At 68.9% G+C, this 25650-nt stretch carries 21 protein-coding genes, 1 tRNA gene and 1 pseudogene; 21 read left to right on the top strand and 2 right to left on the bottom strand.

The window, feature by feature from the left end:
• Positions 1–62: 62 nt before the first annotated feature.
• Entirely contained in the window at positions 63–1082 is a 1020-nt protein-coding gene (ku, locus tag ACZ42A_RS32560; RefSeq protein WP_468530899.1) for a non-homologous end joining protein Ku, read from the top strand.
• A 575-nt stretch (positions 1083–1657) separates the two neighbouring features.
• A pseudogene (locus ACZ42A_RS32555) lies at positions 1658–2509 on the top strand (IS5 family transposase).
• On the opposite strand, the gene ACZ42A_RS32550 reads toward ACZ42A_RS32555, so the two are convergent.
• Positions 2488–3072: a hypothetical protein gene (locus ACZ42A_RS32550; RefSeq protein ID WP_468530898.1), complete on the bottom strand. Its 585-nt coding sequence runs from the start codon at positions 3070–3072 to the stop codon at positions 2488–2490. The pseudogene ACZ42A_RS32555 and the gene ACZ42A_RS32550 overlap by 22 nt on opposite strands.
• Positions 3073–3645: 573 nt before the next feature.
• Between ACZ42A_RS32550 and ACZ42A_RS32545 the strand changes: the two genes are divergently transcribed.
• The 5 genes from ACZ42A_RS32545 (at position 3646) to ACZ42A_RS32525 (ending at position 8776) form a co-directional block, all read left to right on the top strand.
• Entirely contained in the window at positions 3646–4962 is a 1317-nt protein-coding gene (locus tag ACZ42A_RS32545) for an NACHT domain-containing protein (protein ID WP_468530897.1), read from the top strand.
• Positions 4963–4970: 8 nt separating this feature from the next.
• Positions 4971–5717 carry a hypothetical protein gene (locus ACZ42A_RS32540; protein ID WP_468530896.1) on the top strand — a complete coding sequence of 249 codons (747 nt, stop codon included), beginning with the start codon at positions 4971–4973 and terminating at the stop codon, positions 5715–5717.
• A gap of 430 nt (positions 5718–6147) precedes the next feature.
• Positions 6148–6894 carry a hypothetical protein gene (locus ACZ42A_RS32535; RefSeq protein WP_468530895.1) on the top strand — a complete coding sequence of 249 codons (747 nt, stop codon included), beginning with the start codon at positions 6148–6150 and terminating at the stop codon, positions 6892–6894.
• Between the two features lie 8 nt (positions 6895–6902).
• Positions 6903–7316 carry a hypothetical protein gene (locus ACZ42A_RS32530; RefSeq protein WP_468530894.1) on the top strand — a complete coding sequence of 138 codons (414 nt, stop codon included), beginning with the start codon at positions 6903–6905 and terminating at the stop codon, positions 7314–7316.
• Between the two features lie 992 nt (positions 7317–8308).
• Positions 8309–8776, top strand: a complete 468-nt coding sequence (locus tag ACZ42A_RS32525) for a DUF6083 domain-containing protein (protein ID WP_468530893.1) — start codon at positions 8309–8311, stop codon at positions 8774–8776.
• Between the two features lie 175 nt (positions 8777–8951).
• Here ACZ42A_RS32525 and ACZ42A_RS32520 read toward each other — a convergent pair.
• Positions 8952–9023: transfer RNA gene (locus tag ACZ42A_RS32520), tRNA-Arg, on the bottom strand.
• A gap of 83 nt (positions 9024–9106) precedes the next feature.
• Here ACZ42A_RS32520 and ACZ42A_RS32515 point away from each other — a divergent pair.
• From ACZ42A_RS32515 to ACZ42A_RS32450, 14 genes are all read left to right on the top strand, one after another.
• Positions 9107–9649, top strand: a complete 543-nt coding sequence (locus ACZ42A_RS32515; protein ID WP_468531017.1) for a response regulator — start codon at positions 9107–9109, stop codon at positions 9647–9649.
• 156 nt (positions 9650–9805) lie between these two features.
• Positions 9806–10783 (top strand): ArgS-related anticodon-binding protein NrtL, encoded by a 978-nt coding sequence (nrtL, locus tag ACZ42A_RS32510; RefSeq protein ID WP_468530892.1) that lies wholly within the window; start codon positions 9806–9808, stop codon positions 10781–10783.
• Between the two features lie 17 nt (positions 10784–10800).
• A complete protein-coding gene (gene lysA, locus ACZ42A_RS32505) occupies positions 10801–12192 on the top strand; it encodes a diaminopimelate decarboxylase (protein ID WP_468530891.1) in 1392 nt (463 codons plus the stop codon).
• A 148-nt stretch (positions 12193–12340) separates the two neighbouring features.
• Positions 12341–13633 (top strand): homoserine dehydrogenase, encoded by a 1293-nt coding sequence (locus tag ACZ42A_RS32500; RefSeq protein ID WP_468530890.1) that lies wholly within the window; start codon positions 12341–12343, stop codon positions 13631–13633.
• Positions 13634–13639: 6 nt separating this feature from the next.
• Positions 13640–14698 carry a threonine synthase gene (thrC, locus tag ACZ42A_RS32495; protein WP_468530889.1) on the top strand — a complete coding sequence of 353 codons (1059 nt, stop codon included), beginning with the start codon at positions 13640–13642 and terminating at the stop codon, positions 14696–14698.
• A gap of 282 nt (positions 14699–14980) precedes the next feature.
• Positions 14981–15928, top strand: coding sequence for a homoserine kinase (thrB, locus tag ACZ42A_RS32490; RefSeq protein ID WP_468530888.1), 948 nt, complete (start codon positions 14981–14983; stop codon positions 15926–15928).
• 409 nt (positions 15929–16337) lie between these two features.
• On the top strand, positions 16338–18302 hold the full coding sequence (gene rho, locus ACZ42A_RS32485; protein ID WP_468530887.1) for a transcription termination factor Rho: 1965 nt from the start codon (positions 16338–16340) through the stop codon (positions 18300–18302).
• 207 nt (positions 18303–18509) lie between these two features.
• A complete protein-coding gene (locus ACZ42A_RS32480) occupies positions 18510–20327 on the top strand; it encodes a trypsin-like serine protease (protein WP_468530886.1) in 1818 nt (605 codons plus the stop codon).
• Positions 20328–20537: 210 nt separating this feature from the next.
• Complete coding sequence (locus ACZ42A_RS32475; RefSeq protein ID WP_468530885.1) at positions 20538–21671, top strand: LCP family protein; 1134 nt, start codon at positions 20538–20540, stop codon at positions 21669–21671.
• A gap of 200 nt (positions 21672–21871) precedes the next feature.
• Positions 21872–22096 carry a 50S ribosomal protein L31 gene (gene rpmE / locus ACZ42A_RS32470; protein ID WP_030944953.1) on the top strand — a complete coding sequence of 75 codons (225 nt, stop codon included), beginning with the start codon at positions 21872–21874 and terminating at the stop codon, positions 22094–22096.
• 106 nt (positions 22097–22202) lie between these two features.
• Complete coding sequence (gene prfA / locus ACZ42A_RS32465; RefSeq protein WP_468530884.1) at positions 22203–23270, top strand: peptide chain release factor 1; 1068 nt, start codon at positions 22203–22205, stop codon at positions 23268–23270.
• 36 nt (positions 23271–23306) lie between these two features.
• Complete coding sequence (prmC, locus tag ACZ42A_RS32460) at positions 23307–24152, top strand: peptide chain release factor N(5)-glutamine methyltransferase (RefSeq protein ID WP_468530883.1); 846 nt, start codon at positions 23307–23309, stop codon at positions 24150–24152.
• 51 nt (positions 24153–24203) lie between these two features.
• Entirely contained in the window at positions 24204–24851 is a 648-nt protein-coding gene (locus ACZ42A_RS32455) for an L-threonylcarbamoyladenylate synthase (RefSeq protein ID WP_468530882.1), read from the top strand.
• Entirely contained in the window at positions 24848–25513 is a 666-nt protein-coding gene (locus ACZ42A_RS32450) for an arsenate reductase/protein-tyrosine-phosphatase family protein (RefSeq protein WP_468530881.1), read from the top strand. Before ACZ42A_RS32455 ends, ACZ42A_RS32450 begins: the two co-directional genes overlap by 4 nt.
• Positions 25514–25650 lie beyond the last annotated feature (137 nt).

Raw genomic sequence — 25650 nt, 5'->3', positions numbered from 1 at the left:
AACCGGTTGAAATCAGCCGATATCCCCCATCAGGACGCTCGCCGGATCGAAAGGTGCCGCAGGTGCGATCCATATGGAACGGAGCCATCTCGTTCGGCCTCGTCAGCATCCCCATCAAGCTGGTGAACGCCACCGAGAGCCATGCGATCTCCTTCCGCCAGATCCACACGGAGGACGGCGGCCGCATCCGCTACCGCAAGGTCTGCGAGCTGGAGGACCGCGAGGTCAGCCAGGCGGAGATCGGCAAGGGCTACGAGGACGCCGACGGCACGATCATCCCGATCACGGACGAGGACCTGTCCCACCTGCCGATTCCGACGGCGAAGACGATCGAAATCGTGGCCTTCGTCCCGGCCGACCGCATCGACCCGCTCCAGATGGACGCGGCCTACTACCTCGCCGCGAGCGGCGCGCCCGCCGCCAAGCCGTACACCCTCCTGCGCGAGGCCCTGAAACGCAGCAACAAGGTGGCGATCACGAAATACGCCCTACGCGGCAGGGAACGCCTCGGCATGCTCCGCGTCGTAGGCGACGCGATCGCCATGCACGGCCTGCTCTGGCCCGACGAGGTACGCGCCCCCGAGGGCGTCGCGCCCGACACCGGCGTCACCGTCCGCGACAAGGAGCTCGACCTCGCGGACGCCCTCATGGACACCCTCGGCGAGGTCGACCTGGAGGACCTGCACGACGAGTACCGGGAGGCCGTCGAGGAGGTCATCGCCGCCAAGGCCGCCGGCGAGGCACCCCCCGAGGCGCCCGAGCCCGCGGCGGGCGGCAAGGTCCTCGACCTCATGGCCGCCCTGGAGAACAGCGTCCGCGCGGCCAGAGAGTCCCGCGGCGAGGAAGCCGAGGTCAGCCCCCTCCCCGAACGCAAGACGGCGCGCGCCGCCCCGAAGCCGACGGGCGGCAAGAAGTCGACGGCCACGGCGAAGAAGACGACGAAGAAGCCCGCCGCCTCCGCCACGAAGAAGTCGACGGCCAAGTCGACGACCCAGGGCACGAAGAAGACGACGGCGAAGGAGACAACGACCAAGAAGCCGGCGGCGAAGAAGACGACAGCGTCCCGCAAACGCCCGGCATGAACGGCCGGTGCCGGCGGGGCGGGGCCCGGGGCTTAACCTGCTCGACCGTTTAGGCCATGTGGTGGATGGGCCAACCAGTGACGGCGAGCGCACTGTCCGGGACCAGCCTTCGGGGACTCTGACGTCAAGAGCTCCGGGCGCACTTGAGGGAGTTCGGCACGGCAATACGCCTTCCCGCCGCAGCAGGTCGACTGCGAACGCATGACAAAGAGCGGGACACCCAGCAACATTGGGTCCCGCTCTCGTATGTCGGCATCCGCCCTGGTCACACCTTTACACCTGGCTGTGACCGGCGAGTGCCCCGGCAGGATCGAACCTGCGCACACGGCTCGGGAGGGCATGTCTATAACATGCTTGATTACAGCTCCGACTGGGCAAACAGCCAGGCGGGATCCCGAGATTTTGAAACTCACACATCTCTCACGCACAGGGCTTGCTTCTTTGGGGCCAGCAAGGAGTAGCGACCTGTGCCCCACCGCTGGTGGCAGGCGGCAGCACAGGGTGTTACAGCCACGGGTTTCGGACACCCGGACACTTGCGTCTTAGAGGTCATCTTATTTGGCCAGCTCGGTTGGCTGCGGGCTGTGGTGGGGGTTGTCGAGCGGCTGGTGCCGGACGAGCTGTGGGAGCTGTTCCAGCGAGTGGTGCCGGAGGCTCCTTCGCGGCCCCAGGGTGGTGGCCGGCGTCGGCATGGTGACCGAGAGGTGCTGGCCGCGATCGTGTTCGTGGCCACGTCGGGCTGTACGTGGCAGCAGCTGCCGTCCGCGTCGTTCGGGCCGTCGGGAGCGACAGCCCACCGGCGCTTCTCCGAGTGGACGAAGGCCAGGGTGTGGGCCAAGCTCTACCGCCTGGTCCTCGACGAACTCGGGGCCCGAGGCGAGCTGGACTGGTCCCGCTGCGCGATCGACTCGGTGAACATGCGGGCGGTGAAAAGGGGGACCTGACAGGTCCGAATCCTGTGGACCGGGGCAATACGGCTCGAAGATTCACTTGATCACCGAGCGGACCGGTCTGCCCATCTCTGTCGGGATCTCGGCGGCGAACCTGCACGACAGCCAGGCCCTGATCCCGCTGGTGAAGGGCATACCGCCGATCCGCTCCCGCCGCGGGCCCGTCGGCGCAAGCCGGGCAAGCTCCACGGCGACAAAGGCTACGACTGCTCCCACCTGCGGCGGTGGTTACGCGAGCGGGGCATCACCCACCGCATCGCTCGCAAGGGCGTCGAGTCCTCGCAGCGACTGGGTCGTCATCACTGGACCATCGAACGCACCATGGCCTGGCTCGCCGGCTGCCGGCGCCTCCATCGACGCTACGAACGCAAAGCCGACCACTTCCTTGCCTTCACCAGCATCGCCTGCACCCTCATCTGCTATCGCAGGCTCATGCCCACCCGGGGCGACAGAGCTCAGGTGTTCGCGGCGCCATAGTGCAGGACGTCGCCTTGTGGAAGCAGGTATCCGATGTCACGCGTCTGCGGCAGCACTCCCGCCAGCGTCGACGCGTCGGTGCAACCGGAGACCTCGAAACCGATAACCCCCAGGCTGAAGGAGGCGCTCTTGAAGGTTTCGGCCCCGATGGCAGCCAGCCATTCGTCTATCCCGGCAGACCTGAAGAACGGTCGGCCGTCCCAGTAGGCGACACCTGCTTTGCTCAGGGCACCGACGGGGATGTAGAAGTCCAGCCAGTCACTGCTTTCATCACCGCCCCGGATCGCCACACAACCGCACACGGCCAGCTGGCCCGTCGGTAGCCGGACCTGACCGTGCAGGTGACCGAACTCGGCCAGTGATCCCACTGTGCATGGCACGGGATCCTGCTCCTCAGGTTCACGGTCTCTCCGCCCGAAGCACCCGCGAATGTCTGCGGCAGACCACAGAGCACTCAGGACGGCTTGGATCTGGGCGTCATCGCTTGACCCAACCTCTATGGCCAGCTCGTAGTAGCCGTCGGACCAGTTGGTCTGGTCCCGGAAGGAGGCAGGACTCGTCATGACGTGATCATGTGGCAGAGCCACCCCTCAACGCCACCTGCAATTCAAACGCGCGGCCGAACCAATTGAGATGGCCTCTAAAGCTCGCCGCCGCCCGCCGCCTCCCTGTCAAGTTCGGCGTGTAGCTGGTTTGGTTCTGCGCATACTGCCGTTGCCTGCGCTTGATGGCGGCAGGGATGCGACGGACTGCGAGGCGCTTGGGAGAGCGGAGGCGCCGGAAGGAATCCGGCTTCATGTGTCCTCTCTGACAAGCCATCTGATTTGGTGTAGATGACCTGTTAGGAGGTGGGTATCCCGCTGTGCGCGGCACGGCAGTGGAAGATCTGAAGCACCTACTCGCTTCATTCGCTTCTGATGACACCGGTTGTTGACGAGTTTGGACACAGGCCCAGACTGGAGCCTTCGAAAATTTTCACGAACTCGGCAACACCTCCAACGTGGCATCGTCCATGGAATATCGCGGAGTCAGCGGCTGAAATCTTAGGAATGTCGTCCGGGCTACCGCATGATCGCCTTGTGAGACGTGTACCGAAGCAGGTCGGGCTACTATATGTAGTCCTGGTCGGGGCATTCTTGGCGTGGTACATCGCGCTCGGCCACAAGATCGACTACCTGATCGCCGTGGTATCCGCGTTCACCGGCCTGCTGGCACTGCCCGCCGCAGTGATCGCCGTGCTCCGCGCCGGCCAGAGCCGACCGGCCCCCGATCGGCTGGAAGACGTGGTCGACCAGCTTGCGCAGGGTGTGCGCCAGCAGTGGGAGGCCGAGGCACAGCTACGTCGCCTCAACGATCCGTTCCCAATGTCGGTCGAATGGACTGCTGCCGACTCGGACCTTGTCGAGTCATGGCCGCACCTCAGGGAGCTGGCTGAGGACTGGTCTGGCCGACGTGCAGAGTCCCCCACCACGTGGGCTGCCAGCCCCCGAGGACTGGCCGGCGAGGGAGGCGCCATCGCCCACGTCCTCGAACGCGTTCCCACCCGCCGCTTGGTCATCCTCGGCGAACCAGGCGCCGGCAAGACCATGCTGCTCATCCGCCTCACCCTGGCCCTGCTTGAACACCGCCCGCTTGGTGGCCCAGTTCCTGTTCTGTTCGCCTTGGCCTCGTGGGACCCAACACAGCAGGACTTGTATGCGTGGATGGCCGCCCAACTGGTGCGGGAGCACCCCGCGCTATCAACCCACGCGCCCGACAACCCCCCACGGGCCAGCACCGGTACTCAGGCCGCAGCCCTGCTCACGCGGCGGCTAATCCTGCCCATCCTCAACGGCCTGGACGAACTCCCTGAGTCCCTGCGCTCTCATGCCCTACACGCCATCAACCAGGCACTGCCAGCTGGGCAGCCGCTCGTGCTCTCCAGCCGCACCGCCGAGTACCGCAACGCTGTGGCCTCACCGGCCGGGACCACCGTGCTCCTGAACGCGGCCGCGGGGATCCGCCTCGTCCCCCTGGACCCAGCGAAAGTAGCCGCCTACCTGGAGCGGGACGCCGGAGGTTCCGGCACCCAGGCCGCAGCCCGCTGGAGACGAGTCATTGCTGCGCTGGGCACCGGTGCCCCCGTCTCCCAGGCGCTGAGCACGCCGCTCGGACTGTTCCTGGCCCGAACCATCTACAACCCTCGCCCCGGCGAGGGCTTCACCGATCTCTCCGATCCCAACGAACTCCTCGATCAGGATCTTTTCCCTACTCGGCAGGACATCGACAGGCATCTGTTCGCCGCCTTCATCCCAGCTGCCTACCGCCCCGACCCTCAGCACCCCCCTCGCTGGACCACCCGACAGGCCCAGCGCACCCTCACCTTCCTGGCCTGCCACCTTCAGTACACCTCAACGGCACGCCCAACCTCGCCTGGTGGCAGCTGCCCAAAGCTCAGCCTGACCGGGGACTAAATCTTGCGGTGGGACTCGCGATCGGACTCATGGGCGCGTTCCCCATCAGCCTTGTGCTCGGGCTCACGACCGGCCTCCTCGCGCCCGCGCTCGCTTTCGGGTTTTGGATCGGGCTCCCGTGGACCGCGGCGGCAACGCTCCTTGCCAGGTCGGCAAGAGACAAACATCCGAGTTCGGGGATGCGCTGGAGTTTGAGGGGGAGATCCTGGCTGAGATTCGGGGTCCCATTCGGAACCGTTTTCGGATTCCTACTCGGATATGGGTGGTATGGGCTCACGAACCGGCTCCTGGCCGCGATCGTTGTCGGGCTCGTGTCCGGGCTTCCATTCGTGCTCATGGGTGGGTTGCGATCCGAACACCCTGATCTGGCCAAAGCCGTGGGGCCAGGCTCTGTGCTGGCCCGCGACCGGCGCACCTTCTGGACCATGACATTCGCGGGCGGGCTCGCGGGCCTACTTACGTTCGCACTCGCGGGCGCGTTCCTGTTCGGGTTCAAGGCCGCTTTCTTGTGGGCGCTCCTGATGGGGCTTGCGTTCGGATTCGCGGTCGGTCTCATGCTGGGACTGGTTCGGACCGTCTGGATGGAATTCCTGATGGCACGGATCAGACTGGCGGCGCAAGGGCGCCTCCCCTGGCGCTTCATGACGTTCCTGGCCGACGCCCACGAGAAGCGTGGAGTACTACGCCAGATGGGAGCTGTGTACCAGTTCCGCCACGTCGACCTGCAGCGTCACCTGGCAGGACGCGCGCCATGACTCGCCGACTGCAAGCAACTGCCTTGGGCTTGGAACCGCCATCGAGTCTGCCGATTCCGCCTCCCACGCCTGTGCGATGAGCATCCCTGGGCGGAAGGGCGGCTGGCTCGCGCGGTTCCCCTGACCCGGCAAGCCACCTAGGGCATACGTGGGCCTGCCCAGGGTGACCTCTCAATCGCTGCACTGCGGTCCGCACGTCGCCTGGTGTGTTGCCCCGGCCAACTACGCCATACGAGATGACCTGTTAGGGATGTTCGACCCATTCGTGAAGGTCGTAGCCCTGACCGGACAGTCGGACACCCTGTGCCTCCCGGGGGAGCGGCAAAACCGTGATCATTCACCTCCCAACCCGATAGGATGCTGCGCCTGACGTAAGGTGAAGTGCCTTGGTAGACACGGGAGTTAAGGCGAGGGCGTGGAAACGGGGAGGGTGCTCTTCGGGCTGTCTGCGGCAGTGCTTGTTCCATGGGGGATTGGCTGGCAGCGATCGCGCCCCTGGTCGATGGTTCTCTTCACTGTGATCTACGGCGGGTTTGTGATCTGGCCATACCGGGCTGAGGAGAAGCCCTTGTTGGCTTTGATTGCGGTCTGCTTAGTGGCCTGGTCCACGGTGCTCCTGTATAGGCCCGCCGGTATGCCCCCCTTGGGGTTCTCCATCACGCTGCCTCTCACGTCTGGGTCGGTGCCAGCTGTGCGACGCGTTGGCGCCGGTGTGTTGGTGATTGCGACGCTCGTGGCGTGGTGGGCTGCTGGCGCGACTGCCCAGGCGCTGGGTGAGGCGCTGCTGCTGAGCGATAGGGCGACGATCTTTATGTCTGCCGGGCTCGTTGCCGTGTTCGGCGGCGGTGCCTTCGCCCAGGCTGCAACTGCTCCAGTGCGTCGAGCGGTCGATGCGCTGCCGGTGGGGGACACTCAGCGCCGTCTCGCTGAGGACTTCATGATGGGCAGTCGCAGTATCGGCCTCTTGGAGCGAGGTCTTATGTTTGCGTTCCTGGCCGCTGGTCAGCCGGAGGCTGCGGCACTCGCCTTGACCGCCAAGTCATTGGCGCGTGGTCCTGCCTCCGACCATGGCAAGTACGCCTCTGAGTACTTCCTGCTCGGTACGCTGGCGAGTGTCATTGCATCGTTGGCCATGAGTATGGCTGCTCGCGCGACGGTCGGGCTGCCTGTCCTGTAGGAGGCGCGTTGGAGCTGAGCAGGCACCCGCTGATTGAGAAGTTGCGCTCGCTCCAGTTGCCGCCGGCGGACTACGTCGTTGCTGGTAGCGGCCCACTGCTTGCCCACGGGCTTCGGCAAGAGATCAGAGACCTCGATGTCGTGGCTCGTGGTACTGCCTGGAAGCTGGTATCGGACCTGTCTGATCCCATGCTTGCTCCTTCCGGATGCGGCCGCATGGTGCTTCTCTTCGAAGGCGCCATTGAGGTATTTGATCGCTGGCTTCCAGGCACAAAGGAGCCCGACAACTTGATTGAGGAGGCAGAACTAATCGGCGGGATTCCCTTCTGCCCGTTGCAAGAGGTTCTTGATTGGAAAGTGCGGTTCGATCGGCAAAAGGACCGAGAGGACGTCAAGCTAATCAAGGAGTACCTGGGCCGTTAATCCTTCCCGCCTGTGAGTTCTGGGGTGCAGTAGCACCCCAGGTAGGGGCAGCGCAGTTGGTCGGGACGACCTACTAACAGGGTGTGGGTGGAGGCGAGGGCGTACGCCTTCCCGCCGGTCAAGTTCCACTCGCCCCCTGGCGGAGAACCCGTACGCCGGTCGTGCCTCCTGCATCACCCAGTGGCTCAAGGCCGGTCTCGCGATCGCGGAAGTAGCCCGGCGAGCCGGAACCTCCCCGGAGGTCATCGACCGGCATACGCGGGCTCGTCGACAACAGCGAGGAGGAGGACAACAAGATCGAGAAGGCGATGGACGGGGAGACGCCCGTCGCCGCGTGAGCCTGTGCGTGGCTCACGCACTCCTCACGGACAAGCGGTGAGAGGGCGTGAGAAGGGGGGGCAGTGAGCCTGACTCCCGCCCTTTGCTGTCGGCATCCGTCCTGGTCAGACCCTGCTTGTGAGTCTCTGACCGGCGAGTGCCCCGGCCGGATTCGCACCTGCGCACACGGCTCCGGAGGGGCCCTTAGATCCCAGAGAAAGCTACTGGGCAGCACCTCGACACCTTCGGCACTGCGAAGGGCGGGTGGCTCTTCACGAACGAGCGCGGGGGAGTCGCGGCTCGTCCACGTACTACCGCGTATGGCAGGAGGCGCGCGCTGGCTTCCGCCGGCCGTGGTCGCCTCGCCGCCCGCCGCCCGCCGCCCGCCCCCTACGACCTGCGGCACTCGGCGCTGCCGACCTGGCTCAACTCCGGGGTCGATGCGACCGAGGTCGCCGAGCGGGCGGGCAACAGCGTTGAGGTCCTGCTGAGCCGCTACGCGAAGTGCATCGCTGGTCGGCAGGAAATCGCTAACCGCAAGATCGAAGAGTTGGTGCGCGAGTACGAGTGATCGGTCCCTAGAGCGTTAGCCCCCGGCTTTCGGGCTGGGGGCTCCGTCGTGTCTCGGTCGCGCTTCTTCGGTCGGTGGTTGCTAGTTGCACCTGCCGGGTCGTATGCCATTCCATCAGCGCACGACTGCCTCAGGTATCCCGTCTGGTTCGCGCTCTACGCACAGGTCGCCGAGCTGCCCACCCTCGCCCTATGGGGCTTTAGAGAAGACGCCGCGCCGACTGGGTAGCGGGCAGTCGCGCTGTCCGTACTGCGGCTTACCGCAAGATCGAGTGGCGACGCTTGAGTATGACTGGGTGATGTTGGAACCGGACATGGCTCCCCTGGCCCACACGGTGCCGGCGGAGCACCGGTGGATCCAGCTATCTGATGGGCGGGTGACCGTCTACGGGGTCTGTCCGCCGGATCAGTTCCAGCGGTGCCGTATCGAGCACCGCCTGGCCTGCCCGGCGCAGCCACTGCCGGATCTGTGGCCGTGGCTGACGGCCCTGCGAGGGGAGAATGCGCGGCAGGCGGAGCGGGACGAGCCGGAGCCGCCTCCGCCCCCTGAGCAATGGCCGGACGCCGGCTGACGGGCACTCCGAAAACTCAGGGGCTGACCAGGCAAGACGCCCCATGATCCGGTCCATGAATAGTCCACAGACCCCGCCCTAGGGCCGCTCAGCGCTGCATACACCTGCACATACGCCAAGACCCCGACCTCAGCGTTTCCACTGGCGACGGGGTCTTCAGGCACCTCATAAGGGGTGCCCCCGGCAGGATTCGAACCTGCGCACACGGCTCCGGAGGCCGTTGCTCTATCCCCTGAGCTACGGGGGCGCGTCGTTCGCGGTGTCTTGCGGCGACGGGTAGAACATTACCAGCTCCGCGGGGGTGTTCATGAACGGGTTTCCGGGGTGGTGATGTGGGCCGGGGGAGGGCCGGGTCGCCCGCAGGGGGTGGAAGTGGGGAAAACCGGGACGCGGTGGCCGGTCCGGACCTACTCTCAAGTTGTGCCAGGCGCGTCGGGCCGGGTGCTTGTTGTGGACGACAACAAGGTCATCCGGCAGCTGATCAGGGTCAATCTCGAGCTGGAGGGTCTCGAGGTCGTGACCGCGGCCGATGGTGCCGAGTGTCTTGATGTTGTGCATCAGGTGCGGCCCGATGTGGTGACGCTCGACGTGGTCATGCCGCGGCTGGACGGCCTGCGGACCGCCGCCCGGCTGCGCGACGACCCGCGGACCCGTGATCTTCCGCTCGCGATCGTCAGCGCCTGTACGCAGTACGAGGTCGAGAGCGGTCTCGAGATCGGCGTCGACGCCTTCCTCACCAAGCCTTTCGAGCCCTCGGAACTCGTGCGGATGGTGCGCCGGTTGCTGGAGGGGAAGAGGGCCGGCGGGAGCGGGCCGGCCGGTGGGCTGATCGGCGCGGAGGAAGGGGAGATCGCCGGGCGCGCCGGGAGTTGAGGGCGGGGTCCGCCCGCCGCGGCGTCCGCTGCTGACGCCAGTGCGCCCGCCGTCGATGCCAGGTAGCCGCGCCGCAGCGGCCCGCGTCGTCCACATGCCGGAAGGCTCCGTAAACCGGTTCGCATACCCACCCCCCTCCTCCCCTACGCTTGTCCCGTGACCCCCGTCGAGCTCTCGCGCACCGTGCTGCACGCGGTGCGTCGTGCTGTCGACGCGGGGGAGCTGAGCGTGACCGTTCCCGCACGGGCCGTGGTGGCGCCGCCGGGGCCGGGGGGCTGGGGGGACTACGCGACCAACATCGCGCTTCAGCTGGCCCGGCCGGCCGGGCAGCCGCCGCTGCGAGTTGCCGAGGTGATCCGGCCGTATCTCGCGGGAGTGGAGGGCGTCGGCGGCGTGCGGATCACCGGGCCCGGGTTCATCAATATCCGGCTTCAGGGCTCGGCCGTCGACCGGCTCCTGCGGCGGATCCTCAGCGACGGTGCGCGGTACGGGCACAGCGACTCCCTCGCCGGGCAGGTCGTGGACCTGCGCATTCCGTACGACGTGCGCGCCGAAGTCGTCGCCGACGCGCTCGTGCGGATCGTCGGTTCCCAGGGCGGGCGGGCAGAGGTGGAGCACGGTGAGCCCGTGACGCTGCGGCCCGTGCCCGCGCCGGAGGATCCCGCGCCGCTCGGACGTGACGCCGCGCGCTGGGCCCTGTTGCATCCCGCCCCGCACGACCGGCCCCGGATCAGCGCCGATCATCTCGTCCAGCGGGAGAGTAATCCGCTCTTCCGCGTGCGTTACGCCCACGCCCGCACCCGGGCGCTCCAGCGCAACGCCGCCGACCTCGGTTTCACCGCCGAGCCGGGTCCGCTCGGCGACCGTGGAGACAGCGACGGGCTGCTCGCTCTCCTCGCCGATCACCCCCGCATTCTGGCCGCGGCCGCCACCCACCGTGCCCCGGACCGTCTCGCCCGGCATCTCGTCAGCGTCGCCGACGCCGTTCTCCCCGTGCTGCCCGCCGTGCTCCCGCGCGGTGCGGAGAAACCCTCGGCCGCCCACCGTGCCCGGCTCGCCCTCGCCGAAGCCGCCGGGGCGGTGCTGGCCGGCGGCCTGTCCCTGCTCGGCATCGACGCACCCGAACACCTCTGAGAGAGCCACGACACGTCATGAGCCGTTCCGCACACCCCGCCGGGCCCCGTCACGCCGACGTCCTTCCCGAGGGCCACTACTCCGCTCCGCCCGCCGACCTCAACGCCCTCGACCCCAAGGTGTGGGCGCACACCGTCGACAGGAACAGCGACGGTGTCCTCACCGTCGGCGGAATCGACGTCAAGAGCCTCGCCGAGGAGTTCGGCACCCCGGCCTACATCCTCGACGAGACCGACTTCCGGGCGCGGGCGCGGGCCTGGCGCACCGCCTTCGGCCAGGACGCCGACGTCTTCTACGCGGGCAAGGCGTTCCTGTCCCGCGCGGTGGTGCGGTGGCTGCACGAGGAGGGGCTCAACCTCGACGTCTGCTCCGGCGGTGAGCTGGCGACGGCGCTGTCGGCGGGGATGCCGGCCGACCGTATCGCCTTCCACGGCAACAACAAGTCCCCGGCGGAGATCGAGCGGGCCATCCGCGCCGGGGTCGGGCGGATCGTGCTCGACTCCTTCCAGGAGATCGCCCGGGTCGCGCACATCGCCCAGTCCCTCGGCGTCCGGCAGCGGGTGCAGATTCGTATCACCGTCGGGGTCGAGGCGCACACGCACGAGTTCATCGCCACCGCCCATGAAGACCAGAAGTTCGGTATCCCGCTCGCGGGCGGGCAGGCGGCCGAGGCCGTGCGGCGGGCGCTCCAGCTGGACGGGCTCGAGCTGATCGGGATCCACTCGCACATCGGGTCGCAGATCTTCGACATGTCCGGCTTCGAGGTCGCCGCCCACCGCGTGGTCGGACTGCTCAAGGACATCCGGGACGAGCACGGCGTCGAGCTGCCCGAGATCGACCTCGGGGGTGGTCTCGGCATCGCTTACACCAGTGACGACGATCCCCGCGAGCCGCACGAGATCGCCAAGGCCCTGACGGAGATCGTCACGCGTGAGTGTGAGGCCGCCCGCCTCCGCACCCCCCGTATCTCCGTCGAGCCGGGGCGCGCCATCGTCGGGCCGACCGCCTTCACGCTCTACGAGGTCGGCACCATCAAGCCGCTGGACGGGCTGCGGACGTACGTCTCCGTCGACGGCGGCATGTCCGACAACATCCGTACGGCGTTGTACGACGCGGAGTACAGCGTCGCGCTGGTCTCCCGCACCTCGGACGCCGCGCCGATGCTCACCCGGGTCGTCGGCAAGCACTGCGAGAGTGGTGACATCGTGGTGAAGGACGCGTTCCTGCCCGCCGACCTGGCACCGGGCGACCTGATCGCCGTACCGGCCACCGGGGCGTACTGCCGCTCCATGGCCAGCAACTACAACCACGTCCTGCGCCCGCCGGTCGTCGCCGTGAAGGACGGCGAGGCGCGGGTGATCGTCCGCCGGGAGACCGAGGACGATCTGCTGCGGCTCGATGTGGGCTGACCCGTGTCAGCCGCCGGGGCGGAAGATCTCCTGTCTGAAGCCCCTGCGAAAATGAAATAGACGTCTCACGATCCGGACCAGTGGCAGAAACTCCGGTCCGGTGAGTGAGACTGGTCCAACCGAAGACGGTATGAGGAAACGAGGTCGGATGATGCGTACGCGTCCGCTGAAGGTGGCGCTGCTGGGCTGTGGAGTGGTCGGCTCAGAGGTGGCGCGCATCATGACGACGCACGCCGACGACCTCGCCGCCCGGATCGGGGCCCCGGTGGAGCTGGCGGGCGTGGCCGTACGGCGGCCCGACCGGGTCCGGGAGGGCATCGACCCCGCCCTCGTCACCACCGACGCCACCGCCCTCGTCAAACGCGGGGACATCGACGTCGTCGTCGAGGTCATCGGCGGTATCGAGCCGGCCCGCACCCTCATCACCACCGCCTTCGAGCACGGCGCCTCCGTCGTCTCCGCCAACAAGGCCCTCCTCGCCCAGGACGGCGCCGCCCTGCACGCGGCGGCGGAGGAGCACGGCAGGGATCTCTACTACGAGGCCGCCGTCGCCGGTGCGATCCCGCTGATCCGGCCCCTCCGCGAATCGCTCGCCGGTGACAAGATCAACCGGGTGATGGGCATCGTCAACGGGACGACGAACTTCATCCTCGACAAGATGGACTCGACCGGCGCCGGCTATCAGGAGGCGCTCGACGAGGCCACCGCGCTCGGGTACGCCGAGGCCGACCCGACCGCCGACGTCGAGGGCTTCGACGCCGCCGCCAAGGCCGCGATCCTCGCCGGCATCGCCTTCCACACGCGCGTACGCCTCGACGACGTCTACCGCGAGGGCATGACCGAGGTGACGGCGGCGGACTTCGCCTCCGCCAAGGAGATGGGCTGCACCATCAAGCTGCTCGCCATCTGCGAGCGGGCCGCCGACGGGGAGTCCGTCACCGCGCGCGTGCACCCGGCGATGATCCCGCTGACCCACCCGCTCGCCTCCGTGCGCGGTGCGTACAATGCCGTGTTCGTGGAGTCCGACGCCGCCGGGCAGCTGATGTTCTACGGCCCCGGTGCCGGCGGCTCGCCCACCGCCTCCGCCGTCCTCGGCGACCTCGTCGCCGTCTGCCGCAACCGGCTCAGCGGCGGCACCGGCCCCGGCGAGTCCGCGTACGCCGCGCTGCCCGTCTCGCCCATGGGCGAGGTCGTCACGCGCTACCACATCAGCCTCGACGTGGCCGACAAACCGGGTGTGCTCGCCCAGGTCGCGACGGTCTTCGCCGAGCACGGTGTCTCGATCGACACCGTCCGCCAGCAGGGGAAGGACGGCGAGGCGTCCCTCGTCGTCGTCACCCACCGCGCGTCCGACGCCGCCCTGAACGGGACCGTCGAGGCGCTGCGCAAGCTCGACACCGTGCGCGGTGTCGCCAGCATCATGCGGGTTGAAGGAGAGTAACCAGCAATGACCCACCAGTGGCGCGGAATCATCGAGGAGTACCGGGACCGGCTGCCGGTATCCGACACCACGCCGGTCGTGACGCTCCGTGAGGGCGGCACGCCGCTCGTGCCCGCGCAGGTGCTCTCCGAGCGCACGGGCTGCGAGGTCCACCTCAAGGTGGAGGGCGCGAACCCGACCGGGTCCTTCAAGGACCGCGGCATGACCATGGCCATCTCCAAGGCCAAGGAGGAGGGCGCGAAGGCGGTCATCTGCGCGTCCACGGGCAACACGTCGGCCTCCGCCGCCGCGTACGCTGTGCGCGCCGGTATGGTTTCGGCCGTTCTCGTCCCGCAGGGCAAGATCGCGCTCGGCAAGATGGGCCAGGCCCTGGTGCACGGCGCGAAGATCCTCCAGGTCGACGGCAACTTCGACGACTGCCTGACGCTGGCCCGCGCGCTCAGCGACAACTACCCGGTCGCCCTGGTCAATTCGGTCAACCCGGTGCGTATCGAGGGCCAGAAGACGGCCGCTTTCGAAATCGTCGACATGCTCGGCGACGCGCCCGACATCCACGTCCTGCCGGTCGGCAACGCGGGCAACATCACCGCCTACTGGAAGGGCTACAAGGAGTACGCCGCCGACGGCGTGTCGGCCAGGACTCCGCGTATGTGGGGCTTCCAGGCGTCCGGCTCCGCGCCCCTCGTGCGCGGCGAGGTCGTCAAGGACCCGTCGACCATCGCCACCGCGATCCGGATCGGCAACCCCGCCTCCTGGCAGCACGCGCTGAACGCCCGCGACGAGTCCGGCGGCCTCATCGACGAGGTGACGGACCGTGAAATCCTGCGCGCCTACCGCCTGTTGGCCGCCCAGGAGGGCGTCTTCGTGGAGCCCGCCTCCGCCGCGTCGGTGGCCGGTCTGCTGAAGGCCGCCGAGCAGGGCAAGGTCGACCCCGGCCAGCGGATCGTCTGCACCGTCACCGGCAACGGCCTGAAGGACCCGGACTGGGCCGTCGCCGGCGCGCCGCAGCCGGTCACCGTCCCGGTCGACGCGGCGACGGCGGCCGAGCGCCTGGGCCTGGTGTAACCAGCGCCACGTCAGGCGTAAGAGGGCGCTTGCCTGGGGAACTTCTCTACGGTGGGTGCACAGGGGGCTTACGACACGCATCGTGCGCCTCCTGTGCGCCCTATGTCGCCACAGAACCTTCCTTCGATAGGCTGTACCGAACCCGCCCGCCGCATATGCCGCGGTGCCGCGCCGTCTTCGTGATCAGCGGCCCCATCAGCGGTTCCCCCAGCGGTCCCCTGGGTTCTCGTACGTCATCGAATGTCTTCGACAATCACGCAGCTCAAGGAGAGTCATCGAGCGATGGCCGGTCCAGCGTTCCGCGCCGCCGCCGTCCGGGTGCGCGTCCCCGCCACCAGCGCCAACCTCGGCCCGGGCTTCGACGCCCTCGGCCTCGCGCTGGGTCTGTACGACGACGTGGTCGTCCGGGTGGCCGACTCCGGGCTGCACATCGACATCGCGGGTGAGGGAAGCGAGACGCTTCCCCGCGACGAGAAGCACCTGCTCGTGCGCTCGATGCGCGCCGCCTTCGACATCCTGGGCGGACAGCCGCGCGGCCTGGAGATCGTCTGCGCGAACCGCATCCCGCACGGCCGCGGCCTGGGCTCCTCCTCCGCCGCCATCTGCGCCGGCATCGTCGCGGCGCGCGCCGTGACCATAGGCGGCGAGGCCCGTCTCGAGAACGCGGCGCTGCTTGAGCTGGCCACCGAGATCGAGGGCCACCCCGACAATGTCGCGGCCTGCCTGCTGGGGGGCTTCACCCTCTCCTGGATGGAGAACGGCGCCGCGCGGGCGATCAGGATGGATCCCGCGGATTCCATCGTTCCGGTGGTTTTCGTGCCCGGAAAGCCGGTCCTGACCGAGACCGCGCGCGGCCTGCTCCCGCGCACCGTGCCGCACGTCGACGCCGCGACCAACGCCGGCCGCGCCGCCCTGCTCGTCGAGGCCCTGACCAGGCGCCCCGAGCTGCTGCTGCCCGCCACCGAGGACCGGCTGCACCAGGAGTACCGCGCCCCCGCCATGCCGGAGAGCGCGGCGCTGGTGGAGCGGCTGCGGGCCGACGGGATCCCCGCGGTGATCTCCGGCGCCGGACCGACGGTGATGGCCCTGGCCGACGCCGAAACGGCCGACAAGGTGGAAGCGCTGGCCGGTGCGGACTGGGCGGCGAACCGGCTGGCCCTCGACCTGCACGGAGCGAGCGTGCTGCCGCTCGCGACCGGCGGTGCGAACGGCGCGAACGGCGCGAACTGAAAAGCAGCGGGCGATTGCCGGATGTGGAGAGGGGGAATGTTTGTTGGATCCGGTAGTGTTAACCTCAAGTCTGCACCCGACCCCACCATGGCGAGGTGCCTCGTGTCCCCGTCCGGGACAGACATTCTTCCGGGAGCCCCCCAAGTCGCACTGTGTCTCGTACCTCGTATGCGGGCAGTACGTCGTACGTCGACACTGAGCGGCCCGCCGGGCACGCTCCGGAACCGGTGCGACCACGCCACGTGACACCAGGTGCCACGGCTCGAGGAAGCGCCATCACCAGATATCTCTTCCGCCGCTTAGGCGGACCACCGCCCCGGCACGGTTCACAGAGCAAGGACCGAAGCCGGACAGCACAACCGGTCGCCGAGCCAGACAGGCCGACGTCCGCTCCAGGGAAGGACCCTTCGTGAGCGACACCACCGATCTGATGGGCGCACGTGTCGAGGAGACCGCTGCCGCGCCCGCCACGGACGCCTCCGCGCCTGCCACCGGTGCCGGCTCCCGGCGGCGCCGCGGTACCGGCCTCGAGGGCATGGTGCTGGCCGAGCTGCAGCAGGTCGCATCCGGCCTCGGAATCAGGGGCACCGCGCGCATGCGCAAGAGCCAGCTGATCGAGGTCATCAAGGAGGCGCAGGCCGCCGGGGGCGCCCCGGCCAAGGCCGAGACCGCCACCGAGACCAAGCCCAAGCGCCGCGCCACCTCCAAGGCCCGTACGGGTGAGGAATCCGCCGCGCCGAAGAAGGCGGAGAAGTCCGAGGCCCCGGCCGAGAAGGCCGTGGCCCAGCAGCAGATCGAGATCCCCGGCCAGCCGGCCTCCGACGACGCCCCCGCCGAGCGCCGTCGCCGCCGTGCCACCGCCGAGGCCGGTGCCCCCGCTGCCGCCGCCCCCGAGACGGTCGCCGCCGAGGCGAAGAGCGAGCCGAAGGCCGAGACCCCCGCGCAGCAGCAGCCGCAGGGCGACGCCGGTGAGGGCGGCGAGGGCCGCCGCCGCGACCGCCGCGAGCGCGGCCGGGACCGCGACCGCCGCAAGGGCGACGACCAGCAGGGTCAGGGCGGCCAGCGCCAGCAGCAGAGCCAGCAGCAGGGCCGCCAGGACCGGCAGGACCGGCAGCGGGCCGATGAGGACGGGGACGACTTCGAGGGCGGCCGCCGTGGCCGTCGCGGCCGCTACCGCGACCGCCGTGGCCGTCGTGGCCGCGACGACGTGCAGGAGCCGCAGATCGCCGAGGACGACGTCCTGATCCCGGTCGCGGGCATCCTGGACATCCTCGACAACTACGCCTTCATCCGCACGTCCGGCTACCTGCCCGGTCCGAACGACGTGTACGTCTCCCTCGCCCAGGTCCGCAAGAACGGCCTGCGCAAGGGTGACCACATCACCGGTGCGGTCCGCCAGCCGAAGGAAGGCGAGCGGCGCGAGAAGTTCAACGCGCTCGTGCGGCTCGACTCCGTCAACGGCATGGCGCCCGAACACGGGCGTGGGCGGCCGGAGTTCAACAAGCTGACGCCGCTGTACCCGCAGGACCGGCTCCGTCTGGAGACCGACCCGGGCGTGCTCACCACCCGCATCATCGACCTGGTCTCGCCGATCGGTAAGGGCCAGCGCGGTCTGATCGTGGCCCCGCCGAAGACCGGTAAGACCATGATCATGCAGGCGATCGCCAACGCGATCACGCACAACAACCCCGAGTGCCACCTGATGGTCGTCCTCGTCGACGAGCGTCCGGAAGAGGTCACCGACATGCAGCGGTCGGTCAAGGGCGAGGTCATCTCCTCGACCTTCGACCGCCCGGCCGAGGACCACACGACGGTCGCCGAGCTGGCCATCGAGCGCGCCAAGCGCCTCGTGGAGCTGGGTCACGACGTGGTCGTGCTGCTCGACTCGATCACGCGTCTGGGCCGTGCGTACAACCTGGCGGCGCCCGCCTCCGGCCGCATCCTGTCCGGTGGTGTCGACTCGACCGCGCTGTACCCGCCGAAGCGCTTCTTCGGTGCGGCGCGGAACATCGAGGACGGCGGTTCGCTGACCATCCTCGCCACCGCCCTGGTGGACACCGGGTCCCGCATGGACGAGGTGATCTTCGAGGAGTTCAAGGGCACCGGCAACATGGAGCTGAAGCTCGACCGGAAGCTCGCGGACAAGCGGATCTTCCCGGCGGTCGACGTGGACGCCTCCGGTACCCGTAAGGAAGAGATCCTGCTCGGGGCCGAGGAGCTGGGCATCGTCTGGAAGCTGCGGCGGGTGCTGCACGCGCTTGACCAGCAGCAGGCGATCGAGCTGCTGCTCGACAAGATGAAGCAGACCAAGTCGAACGTCGAGTTCCTGATGCAGATCCAGAAGACTACGCCCGCGCCGGGAAACGGTGACTGATCGCCGTTGACCGACCAGGTCGTCGGTTGGCTGCGGGTTGTGTGTGGCTTGTCGCGCCCACGCGGCGGAGCCGCATATTGATACAGCCCCGCGCCCCTTAGAGGCCGGTCCTCGTCACGTCAGTGACGAGGACCGGCCTTTTGGCGCTGAGGGGAAGGGGCGTATCAGCTCGCCTCTTCTCACTCATGCACCTCTGGGGGGACCTTCTTGTCCACGACCACGTCCGGCGGTCGTCACAGACGTCGGATACGTATCGCGCTGCCCGTCTCCGCGGCCGGGGTCGCCGCCGCTGTCGCCGCCGCGCTGCTGACCAGCTCCGCGGACGCGGCGACGCCGTTGCCGCAGCCCGCCGTCAAGCCCGTCACCAGCTCACCGTCGGCCGCCGAGCTGGAGCGGCGGGTCGTCACCGCGGTCGCCGGGGACGACACCGCCGGCGAGAGCCTGAGCAAGTCGTCGTACAGCTCCGGGACCACCGAATCGACCGTCGACGCGATGATCATCGGCGGTAGCACGACGACCATCACCTCCGCGCCGTGGATGGCGCAGCTCTGGTACGGCGACGACAAGGGCACCGCCGACAAGTCCGACGACGTCGGCTTCTTCTGCGGCGGGGCGGTGGTCGCGCCGACGAAGATCCTCACCGCCGCGCACTGTGTCGCCGGGTACGACTGGCACAACCACGGTTCGATCATCACCGGCACCGCGCAGCTGCCGACCGTCGACGACCAGGGCAACATCACCGACCTGCACGGGGGCAGCCTCAGCGGCGTCTGGCGGCAGTGGAACCACCCGTCGTACCGCCCGGCGACCACCGACGCCGACCTCGCCGTCCTGACCCTGCCGTACGCGGTCAAGGCGACGCCGATCCGCATGACGACGTCCGGGGACACCGCCTCGTACGCCGCCGGGACCAGCGCGAAGGTCTACGGCTGGGGCCGGACCAGCTCCACGAACGACAACATCTCGGAGACGCTGAAGACGGCCACGCTGCCCGTCCAGTCCGACACCACCTGCGCGGCCGCCTACGGCTCGGCCTTCATCAAGGGCCACATGGTGTGCGCGGGCAAGCCCGCCACCGGCAGCGACAGCGGCACCACCACCGCCTGCAACGGCGACTCCGGCGGCCCGCTGGTGGTGAACAACCGGATCGTCGGCATCGTCTCCTGGGGTGTGGAGGACTGTGTCGCCAAGGGCGCCTACAGCGTCTTCACCAAGGTCAGCACCTATGTCGGCGCCGCCTATCCGCGCCTCGACGACACCAACGTCAACGGCGACCACAAGGCCGACCTGTGGCTGCGCAACGCCGCCACGCAGACCGGCTACTCCAAGAACTCCAACGGCACCTCGTTCGCGGCCCGGGAGACCTGGGGCAGCTGGGCCGGAGTGAACCTGGTCCTGCAGACCGATCTGGACCGGGACGGCTACCAGGACCTCGTCTACCGCCGCAGCAGCGACGGCGACGTCTTCTGGACCCACTACGTGCGCTCCAGCAACTCCTGGGCCACCCAGCGGCTCGCCGACAACTGGCAGACCCGCACCCGCATCGTCACCCCGGGCGATGTCACCGGCGACTACCTGCCCGACCTGCTCTCGGTCGACTCGGCCGGCGTGCTGTGGATCTACCCCGGCCAGGGCAACGGCTCCTTCGCCACCCGGGTCAAGGTCGGCTCCGGCTGGAACCAGTACAACTCCCTGCGCGGCCACGGCGACTTCACCGGCGACGGCAAGACCGACCTGATCGCCCGCGCCAAGACCAACGGCTACGTGTACCTCTACAAGGGCACCGGCAAGGCGGGCACCGGCGCGTTCGCCACCCGGATCAAGGTCCGCACCTGGAGCAGCTCGACGTACAACGCCTTCGACGCGGTCGGTGACGTCACCGGCGACGGCCGGGCCGACTTCCTGGCCCGTACGCCCGGCGGCACGCTCTACCTCTACAAGGGCACCGGCAAGGCCACGAGCGAGATCTTCGCCACAAGGATCTCGGTCGGGACCGACTTCAAGCAGTACGACATCTTCGGCTGAAATCGCAGGTGACAGGCGGATCCGTCCCCTCGCCACCGCTACGCACCGTGCCCACCCGGACCCCGGGTGGGCACAGTGCGTCATGCAACCCTGTGCCGAGTTTCCCCGTCTGACCCGGCGGGGCGACGATGGAGCGGTACGGGGTCGTGCCTACGACCGAGTCTGACCGCCACCGCAGGGGGTAACCGACCGACGAGAGCCGAGGAGCACATGTCTGCCCAGAGCACGCCGGAGCCCGGCATACCGGGCGAGCCCGGCACCAGCGGCCCACGCCACCGCGCCAAGGGCCGTCGCCGCAAGCCCCGGGGCAAGCGCCGCAAGGGGCTGATGATCACGGCCTGGACCGCGGCGGGCATCGTCGTCCTCGGCGGCACCGGCGTCGGGTACGTCTACTTCAAGCTCAACGGCAACCTCAAGAGCGTCGACATCGACCAGGCCCTCGGCACCGACCGCCCCACCAAGGTCGACAACGGCTCGCAGAACATCCTGGTCCTCGGCTCGGACACCCGCTCCGGCAGCAACCGGAAGCTCGGCGGCGGCGCCGACGACGGCAGCGCCCGCTCGGACACCGCGATGATCGTGCACGTCTACGAGGGCCACAAGAAGGCCAGCGTGGTCTCCATCCCCCGCGACACCCTCATCGACCGCCCGGCCTGCACCGACACGGACGGCGACACCTACCCGGCCGCCTCCGAGGTGATGTTCAACTCCGCGTACTCCACCGGCGGCGCCGCCTGCGCGGTGAAGACCGTCGAGACGCTGACCGGCATCCGCATGGACCACTACGTCGAGGTCGACTTCAGCGGCTTCCAGAACCTGATCGACGAGCTGGGCGGCGTCGAGGTCACCACCACGCAGGACATCAAGGACCCCGACAGCCACCTCGACCTCAAGGCCGGCACCCACCGCCTCAACGGCGAGCAGGCCCTCGGTCTGGTCCGCACCCGCCACGGCGTCGGCGACGGCTCCGACCTCGGCCGCATCCAGCTCCAGCAGGCCTTCCTCAAGGCCCTGCTCAACCAGGCCAGGGACATCGATCTCTTCGGCAACCCGAAGAAGCTCTACGACCTCGCCGACACCGCGACGAAGACCGTGACGACCGACTCCGACCTGGGCTCGGTGAACTCCCTGATGTCGTTCGCGAGCGGCCTCAAGGGCATAGGCGCCGACGACATGACCATGGTCACCATGCCGGTCGTCTACGACCCGGCGGACCCCAACCGCGTCCTCCTGGCCGAAGCCAAGGCCCAGCAGGTCTGGACGGCCCTGAAGAACGACAAGCCGATCCCGAAGTCGGCCACGAAGGGAACGGCAACAGGCGAAGCCAAGGGTGTGGTGACCTAGCCAAGGGGCGCGGGGCTGTATCGATATGCGGCTCCGCCGCGTGGGCGCGACCAGCCACAGACGGCCCGCAGGGAATAGACAACAGCCACCCCCGGTTTTGGGGGATGGCCCCAGTCCTGGCAGACTGGTACGTCGGCTCCGGTTCACGCTCCCGCATCCCGCGGCAGCGACCCGGCGCCCTCCCGAAACTAGGAGACACCTTGAAGCGCGACATCCACCCCGAGTACGTCGAGACGCAGGTCAGCTGCACCTGCGGCGCGTCGTTCACCACCCGTAGCACCATCGCGTCCGGCACCATCCGGGCCGAGGTCTGCTCCGAGTGCCACCCGTTCTACACGGGCAAGCAGAAGATCCTCGACACCGGTGGCCGTGTGGCCCGCTTCGAGGCCCGCTTCGGCAAGGCTGCCGCCGGCTCCAAGAAGTAGCGAGCCCCTTTTCGCCGGTCCACGGTCACGCCCTTCCGCGGGCGTGCCGGGACCGGCGTTTTTGGTCGCCGCCCACTTCACCCCCCGTACGACACAGGAGCCAGAGATGTTCGAGGCCGTCGAGGAGCTCGTCGCCGAGCACGCCGACCTGGAGAAGAAGCTCGCGGACCCGTCGGTCCACGCCGACCAGGCCAACGCGCGCAAGCTCAACAAGCGCTACGCCGAGCTGACCCCGATCGTCGCCACGTACCGCTCCTGGAAGCAGTCCGGCGACGACGTCGAGACCGCCCGTGAGTTCGCCGCCGACGACCCCGACTTCGCGGCCGAGGTCAAGGAGCTGGAGAAGCAGCGCGAGGAGCTGACCGAGAAGCTGCGCCTGCTGCTCGTCCCGCGCGACCCCAGCGACGACAAGGACGTGATCCTGGAGATCAAGGCGGGCGCGGGCGGCGACGAGTCCGCGCTGTTCGCCGGCGATCTGCTGCGCATGTATCTGCGGTACGCCGAGCGGGTCGGCTGGAAGACCGAGATCATCGACGCCACCGAGTCCGAGCTGGGCGGCTACAAGGACGTCCAGGTCGCCGTGAAGGCCCGTGGCCAGATCGAGCCCGGTCAGGGCGTGTGGGCGCGGCTGAAGTACGAGGGCGGCGTGCACCGCGTGCAGCGCGTGCCGGCGACCGAGTCGCAGGGCCGTATCCACACCTCGGCGGCCGGTGTCCTCGTGACCCCGGAGGCCGAGGAGGTGGACGTGGAGATCAACCCCAACGACCTCCGCATCGACGTCTACCGGTCCTCCGGCCCCGGCGGCCAGTCCGTGAACACGACCGACTCCGCGGTGCGCATCACGCACATTCCGACCGGAGTCGTCGCCTCCTGCCAGAACGAGAAGAGCCAGCTGCAGAACAAGGAGCAGGCACTGCGTATCCTGCGCTCCAGGCTGCTCGCCATGGCGCAGGAGGAGGCGGAGAGGGAGGCCGCGGACGCCCGCCGCAGCCAGGTCCGCACCGTCGACCGCTCCGAGAAGATCCGTACCTACAACTTCCCGGAGAATCGGATTTCGGACCACCGCGTCGGCTTCAAGGCGTACAACCTTGACCAGGTCCTGGACGGCGACCTCGACGCGGTGATCCAGGCCTGTGTCGACGCGGACTCGGCCGCCAAGCTCGCAGCCGCGTAAGGCACGTACGAGCAAGTACCCACACGGAGGACGAGCGTGAACCTGCTGCTCGCGGAGGTGGCCCAGGCCACCCAGCGGCTGGCCGACGCCGGCGTGCCCTCGCCGCGCACCGACGCGGAGGAGCTCGCCGCGTTCGTGCACGGCGTGAAGCGGGGCGAGTTGCACTCCGTGAAGGACGCCGACTTCGACGCCCGCTACTGGGAGGTCGTCGCGCGCCGGGAACAGCGCGAGCCGCTCCAGCACATCACCGGCCGCGCCTTCTTCCGGTACCTGGAACTCCAGGTCGGGCCCGGGGTGTTCGTGCCGCGGCCCGAGACCGAGTCGGTCGTCGGGTGGGCCATAGACGCCGTACGCGCCATGGACGTGGTCGAGCCGTGCATCGTCGACCTGTGCACCGGCTCCGGCGCCATCGCGCTCGCCCTCGCCCAGGAGGTGCCGCGCTCCAGGGTGCACGCCGTGGAGCTGTCCGAGGACGCCCTGGTGTGGACCCGCAAGAACGTGGAGGGCTCCCGCGTCGACCTGCGGCAGGGTGACGCGCTGACCGCCTTCCCCGACCTCGACGGCCAGGTCGACCTGGTCATCTCCAACCCGCCGTACATCCCGCTCACCGAGTGGGAGTACGTGGCCCCGGAGGCCCGGGACTACGACCCCGAGATGGCCCTGTTCTCCGGCGAGGACGGCCTCGACCTCATCCGCGGCCTGGAACGCACCGCGCACCGGCTGCTGCGCCCCGGCGGCGTCGTCGTGATCGAGCACGCCGACACCCAGGGCGGCCAGGTGCCGTGGATCTTCACCGAGGAACGCGGGTGGGCCGACGCGGCCGACCACCCCGACCTCAACAACCGCCCCCGGTTCGCCACGGCCCGCAAGGCACTGCCGTGAGCACCACCCCCACTCTTTCTCTGAAGCACGTGTACGAGGAGGCCCGCTGATATGGCACGGCGATACGACACCAATGACGCGACCGACCGCGTGACCGGTCTGCGTGAGGCCGCGTCCGCCGTCCGCCGTGGCGAGCTGGTGGTCCTCCCGACCGACACCGTGTACGGCATCGGCGCGGACGCGTTCTCCAAGGAGGCCGTCGGTGACCTGCTGGAGGCCAAGGGCCGGGGCCGCAATATGCCCACGCCCGTGCTCATCGGCTCGCCGAACACCCTGCACGGCCTCGTCACGGACTTCTCCGAGCTGGCCTGGGAGCTGGTCGACGCGTTCTGGCCGGGCGCGCTCACGCTGGTCGCCAAGCACCAGCCGTCGCTCCAGTGGGACCTGGGGGACACCCGCGGCACGGTCGCCGTCCGCATGCCGCTGCACCCCGTCGCCATCGAGCTGCTGACCGAGGTCGGTCCCATGGCGGTGTCGTCCGCCAACCTGACCGGCCACCCGGCGCCGGAGACCTGCGACGCGGCGCAGGAGATGCTGGGCGACTCCGTCTCCGTCTACCTGGACGGCGGCCCGACGCCCGGCAATGTGCCGTCCTCGATCGTCGACGTCACCCGCGAGGTGCCGCTGCTGCTGCGCGAGGGCGCGCTGTCGGCGGACGAGCTGCGGAAGGTCGTACCCGACCTCGAGGTGGCGAATTGACAGCCCCTGAGGCGGGGCGTGGCATAGGCAGCGGGGAAGAGACGACGACCTTCGGTTTCCCGAGGGACACCTTCCGCATCCTCCACGTCAGCACCGGCAATGTGTGCCGCTCGCCGATCACCGAGCGGCTGACCCGGCACTTCGTGTCGCAGCGGCTCGGCGTGCTGGGCGGCGGGCTGATCGTGGAGAGCGCCGGCACCTGGGGCCACGAGGGCGCGCCCATGGAGGCCAACGCGGAGACCGTGCTGGCCGACTTCGGCGCGGACGCCTCCGGCTTCGTGGGCCGCGAGCTGCTGGACGAGCACGTGATCATGGCCGACCTGGTCCTGACCGCCACTCGCGACCACCGCGCCCAGGTCATCTCCATGGGCCACTCCGCGGGCCTGCGCACCTTCACCCTCAAGGAGTTCACCCGCCTGGTGAAGGCCATAGACCCCGCCACCCTCCCTCCCTTGGAGGACGGCGTCGTCATGCGCGCCCGCGCCCTCGTCCGTGCCGCCGCCGCGCTGCGCGGCTGGCTGCTGGCCCCGACGGCGGAGGCGGACGAGGTGTACGACCCGTACGGGGCGCCGCTGCCGTTCTTCCGCTCGGTGGGCGACGAGATACACGAGGCACTGGATCCGGTGGTGACGGCGCTGACGGGGGTACCTGCTCGCGCGTGATGCGGCGGGGTGAGCCGGCGGACGGAGTCCGACGCAGCGGCTCGAAGCCCGGGAGGCCCGCCAGGGCCGAGCGGTGCGAGTGACGCGTCGGGGATGGGCCCCCGCCACCCTCCGCTCGGTGGGCGACGAGATAACAC

It is taken from the genome of Streptomyces sp. NPDC030838 (genome assembly GCF_055572035.1).
The sequence above is the reverse complement of the archived record's forward strand: the minus strand, read 5'-3'. Positions and strand labels throughout refer to the sequence as shown.

What these genes read in the sequence shown, in the direction of transcription:
- ACZ42A_RS32525 (WP_468530893.1), top strand. Translation starts at nt 8,309, where the DNA reads ATGCCATTCCATCAGCGCACGACTGCCTCAGGTATCCCGTCTGGTTCG.
- ACZ42A_RS32500 (WP_468530890.1), top strand. Translation starts at nt 12,341, where the DNA reads ATGATGCGTACGCGTCCGCTGAAGGTGGCGCTGCTGGGCTGTGGAGTG.
- ACZ42A_RS32515 (WP_468531017.1), top strand. Translation starts at nt 9,107, where the DNA reads ATGTGGGCCGGGGGAGGGCCGGGTCGCCCGCAGGGGGTGGAAGTGGGG.
- thrB (WP_468530888.1), top strand. Translation starts at nt 14,981, where the DNA reads ATGGCCGGTCCAGCGTTCCGCGCCGCCGCCGTCCGGGTGCGCGTCCCC.
- ACZ42A_RS32455 (WP_468530882.1), top strand. Translation starts at nt 24,204, where the DNA reads ATGGCACGGCGATACGACACCAATGACGCGACCGACCGCGTGACCGGT.
- ACZ42A_RS32550 (WP_468530898.1), bottom strand. Translation starts at nt 3,072, where the DNA reads ATGACGAGTCCTGCCTCCTTCCGGGACCAGACCAACTGGTCCGACGGC.
- ACZ42A_RS32475 (WP_468530885.1), top strand. Translation starts at nt 20,538, where the DNA reads ATGTCTGCCCAGAGCACGCCGGAGCCCGGCATACCGGGCGAGCCCGGC.
- thrC (WP_468530889.1), top strand. Translation starts at nt 13,640, where the DNA reads ATGACCCACCAGTGGCGCGGAATCATCGAGGAGTACCGGGACCGGCTG.
- prfA (WP_468530884.1), top strand. Translation starts at nt 22,203, where the DNA reads ATGTTCGAGGCCGTCGAGGAGCTCGTCGCCGAGCACGCCGACCTGGAG.
- lysA (WP_468530891.1), top strand. Translation starts at nt 10,801, where the DNA reads ATGAGCCGTTCCGCACACCCCGCCGGGCCCCGTCACGCCGACGTCCTT.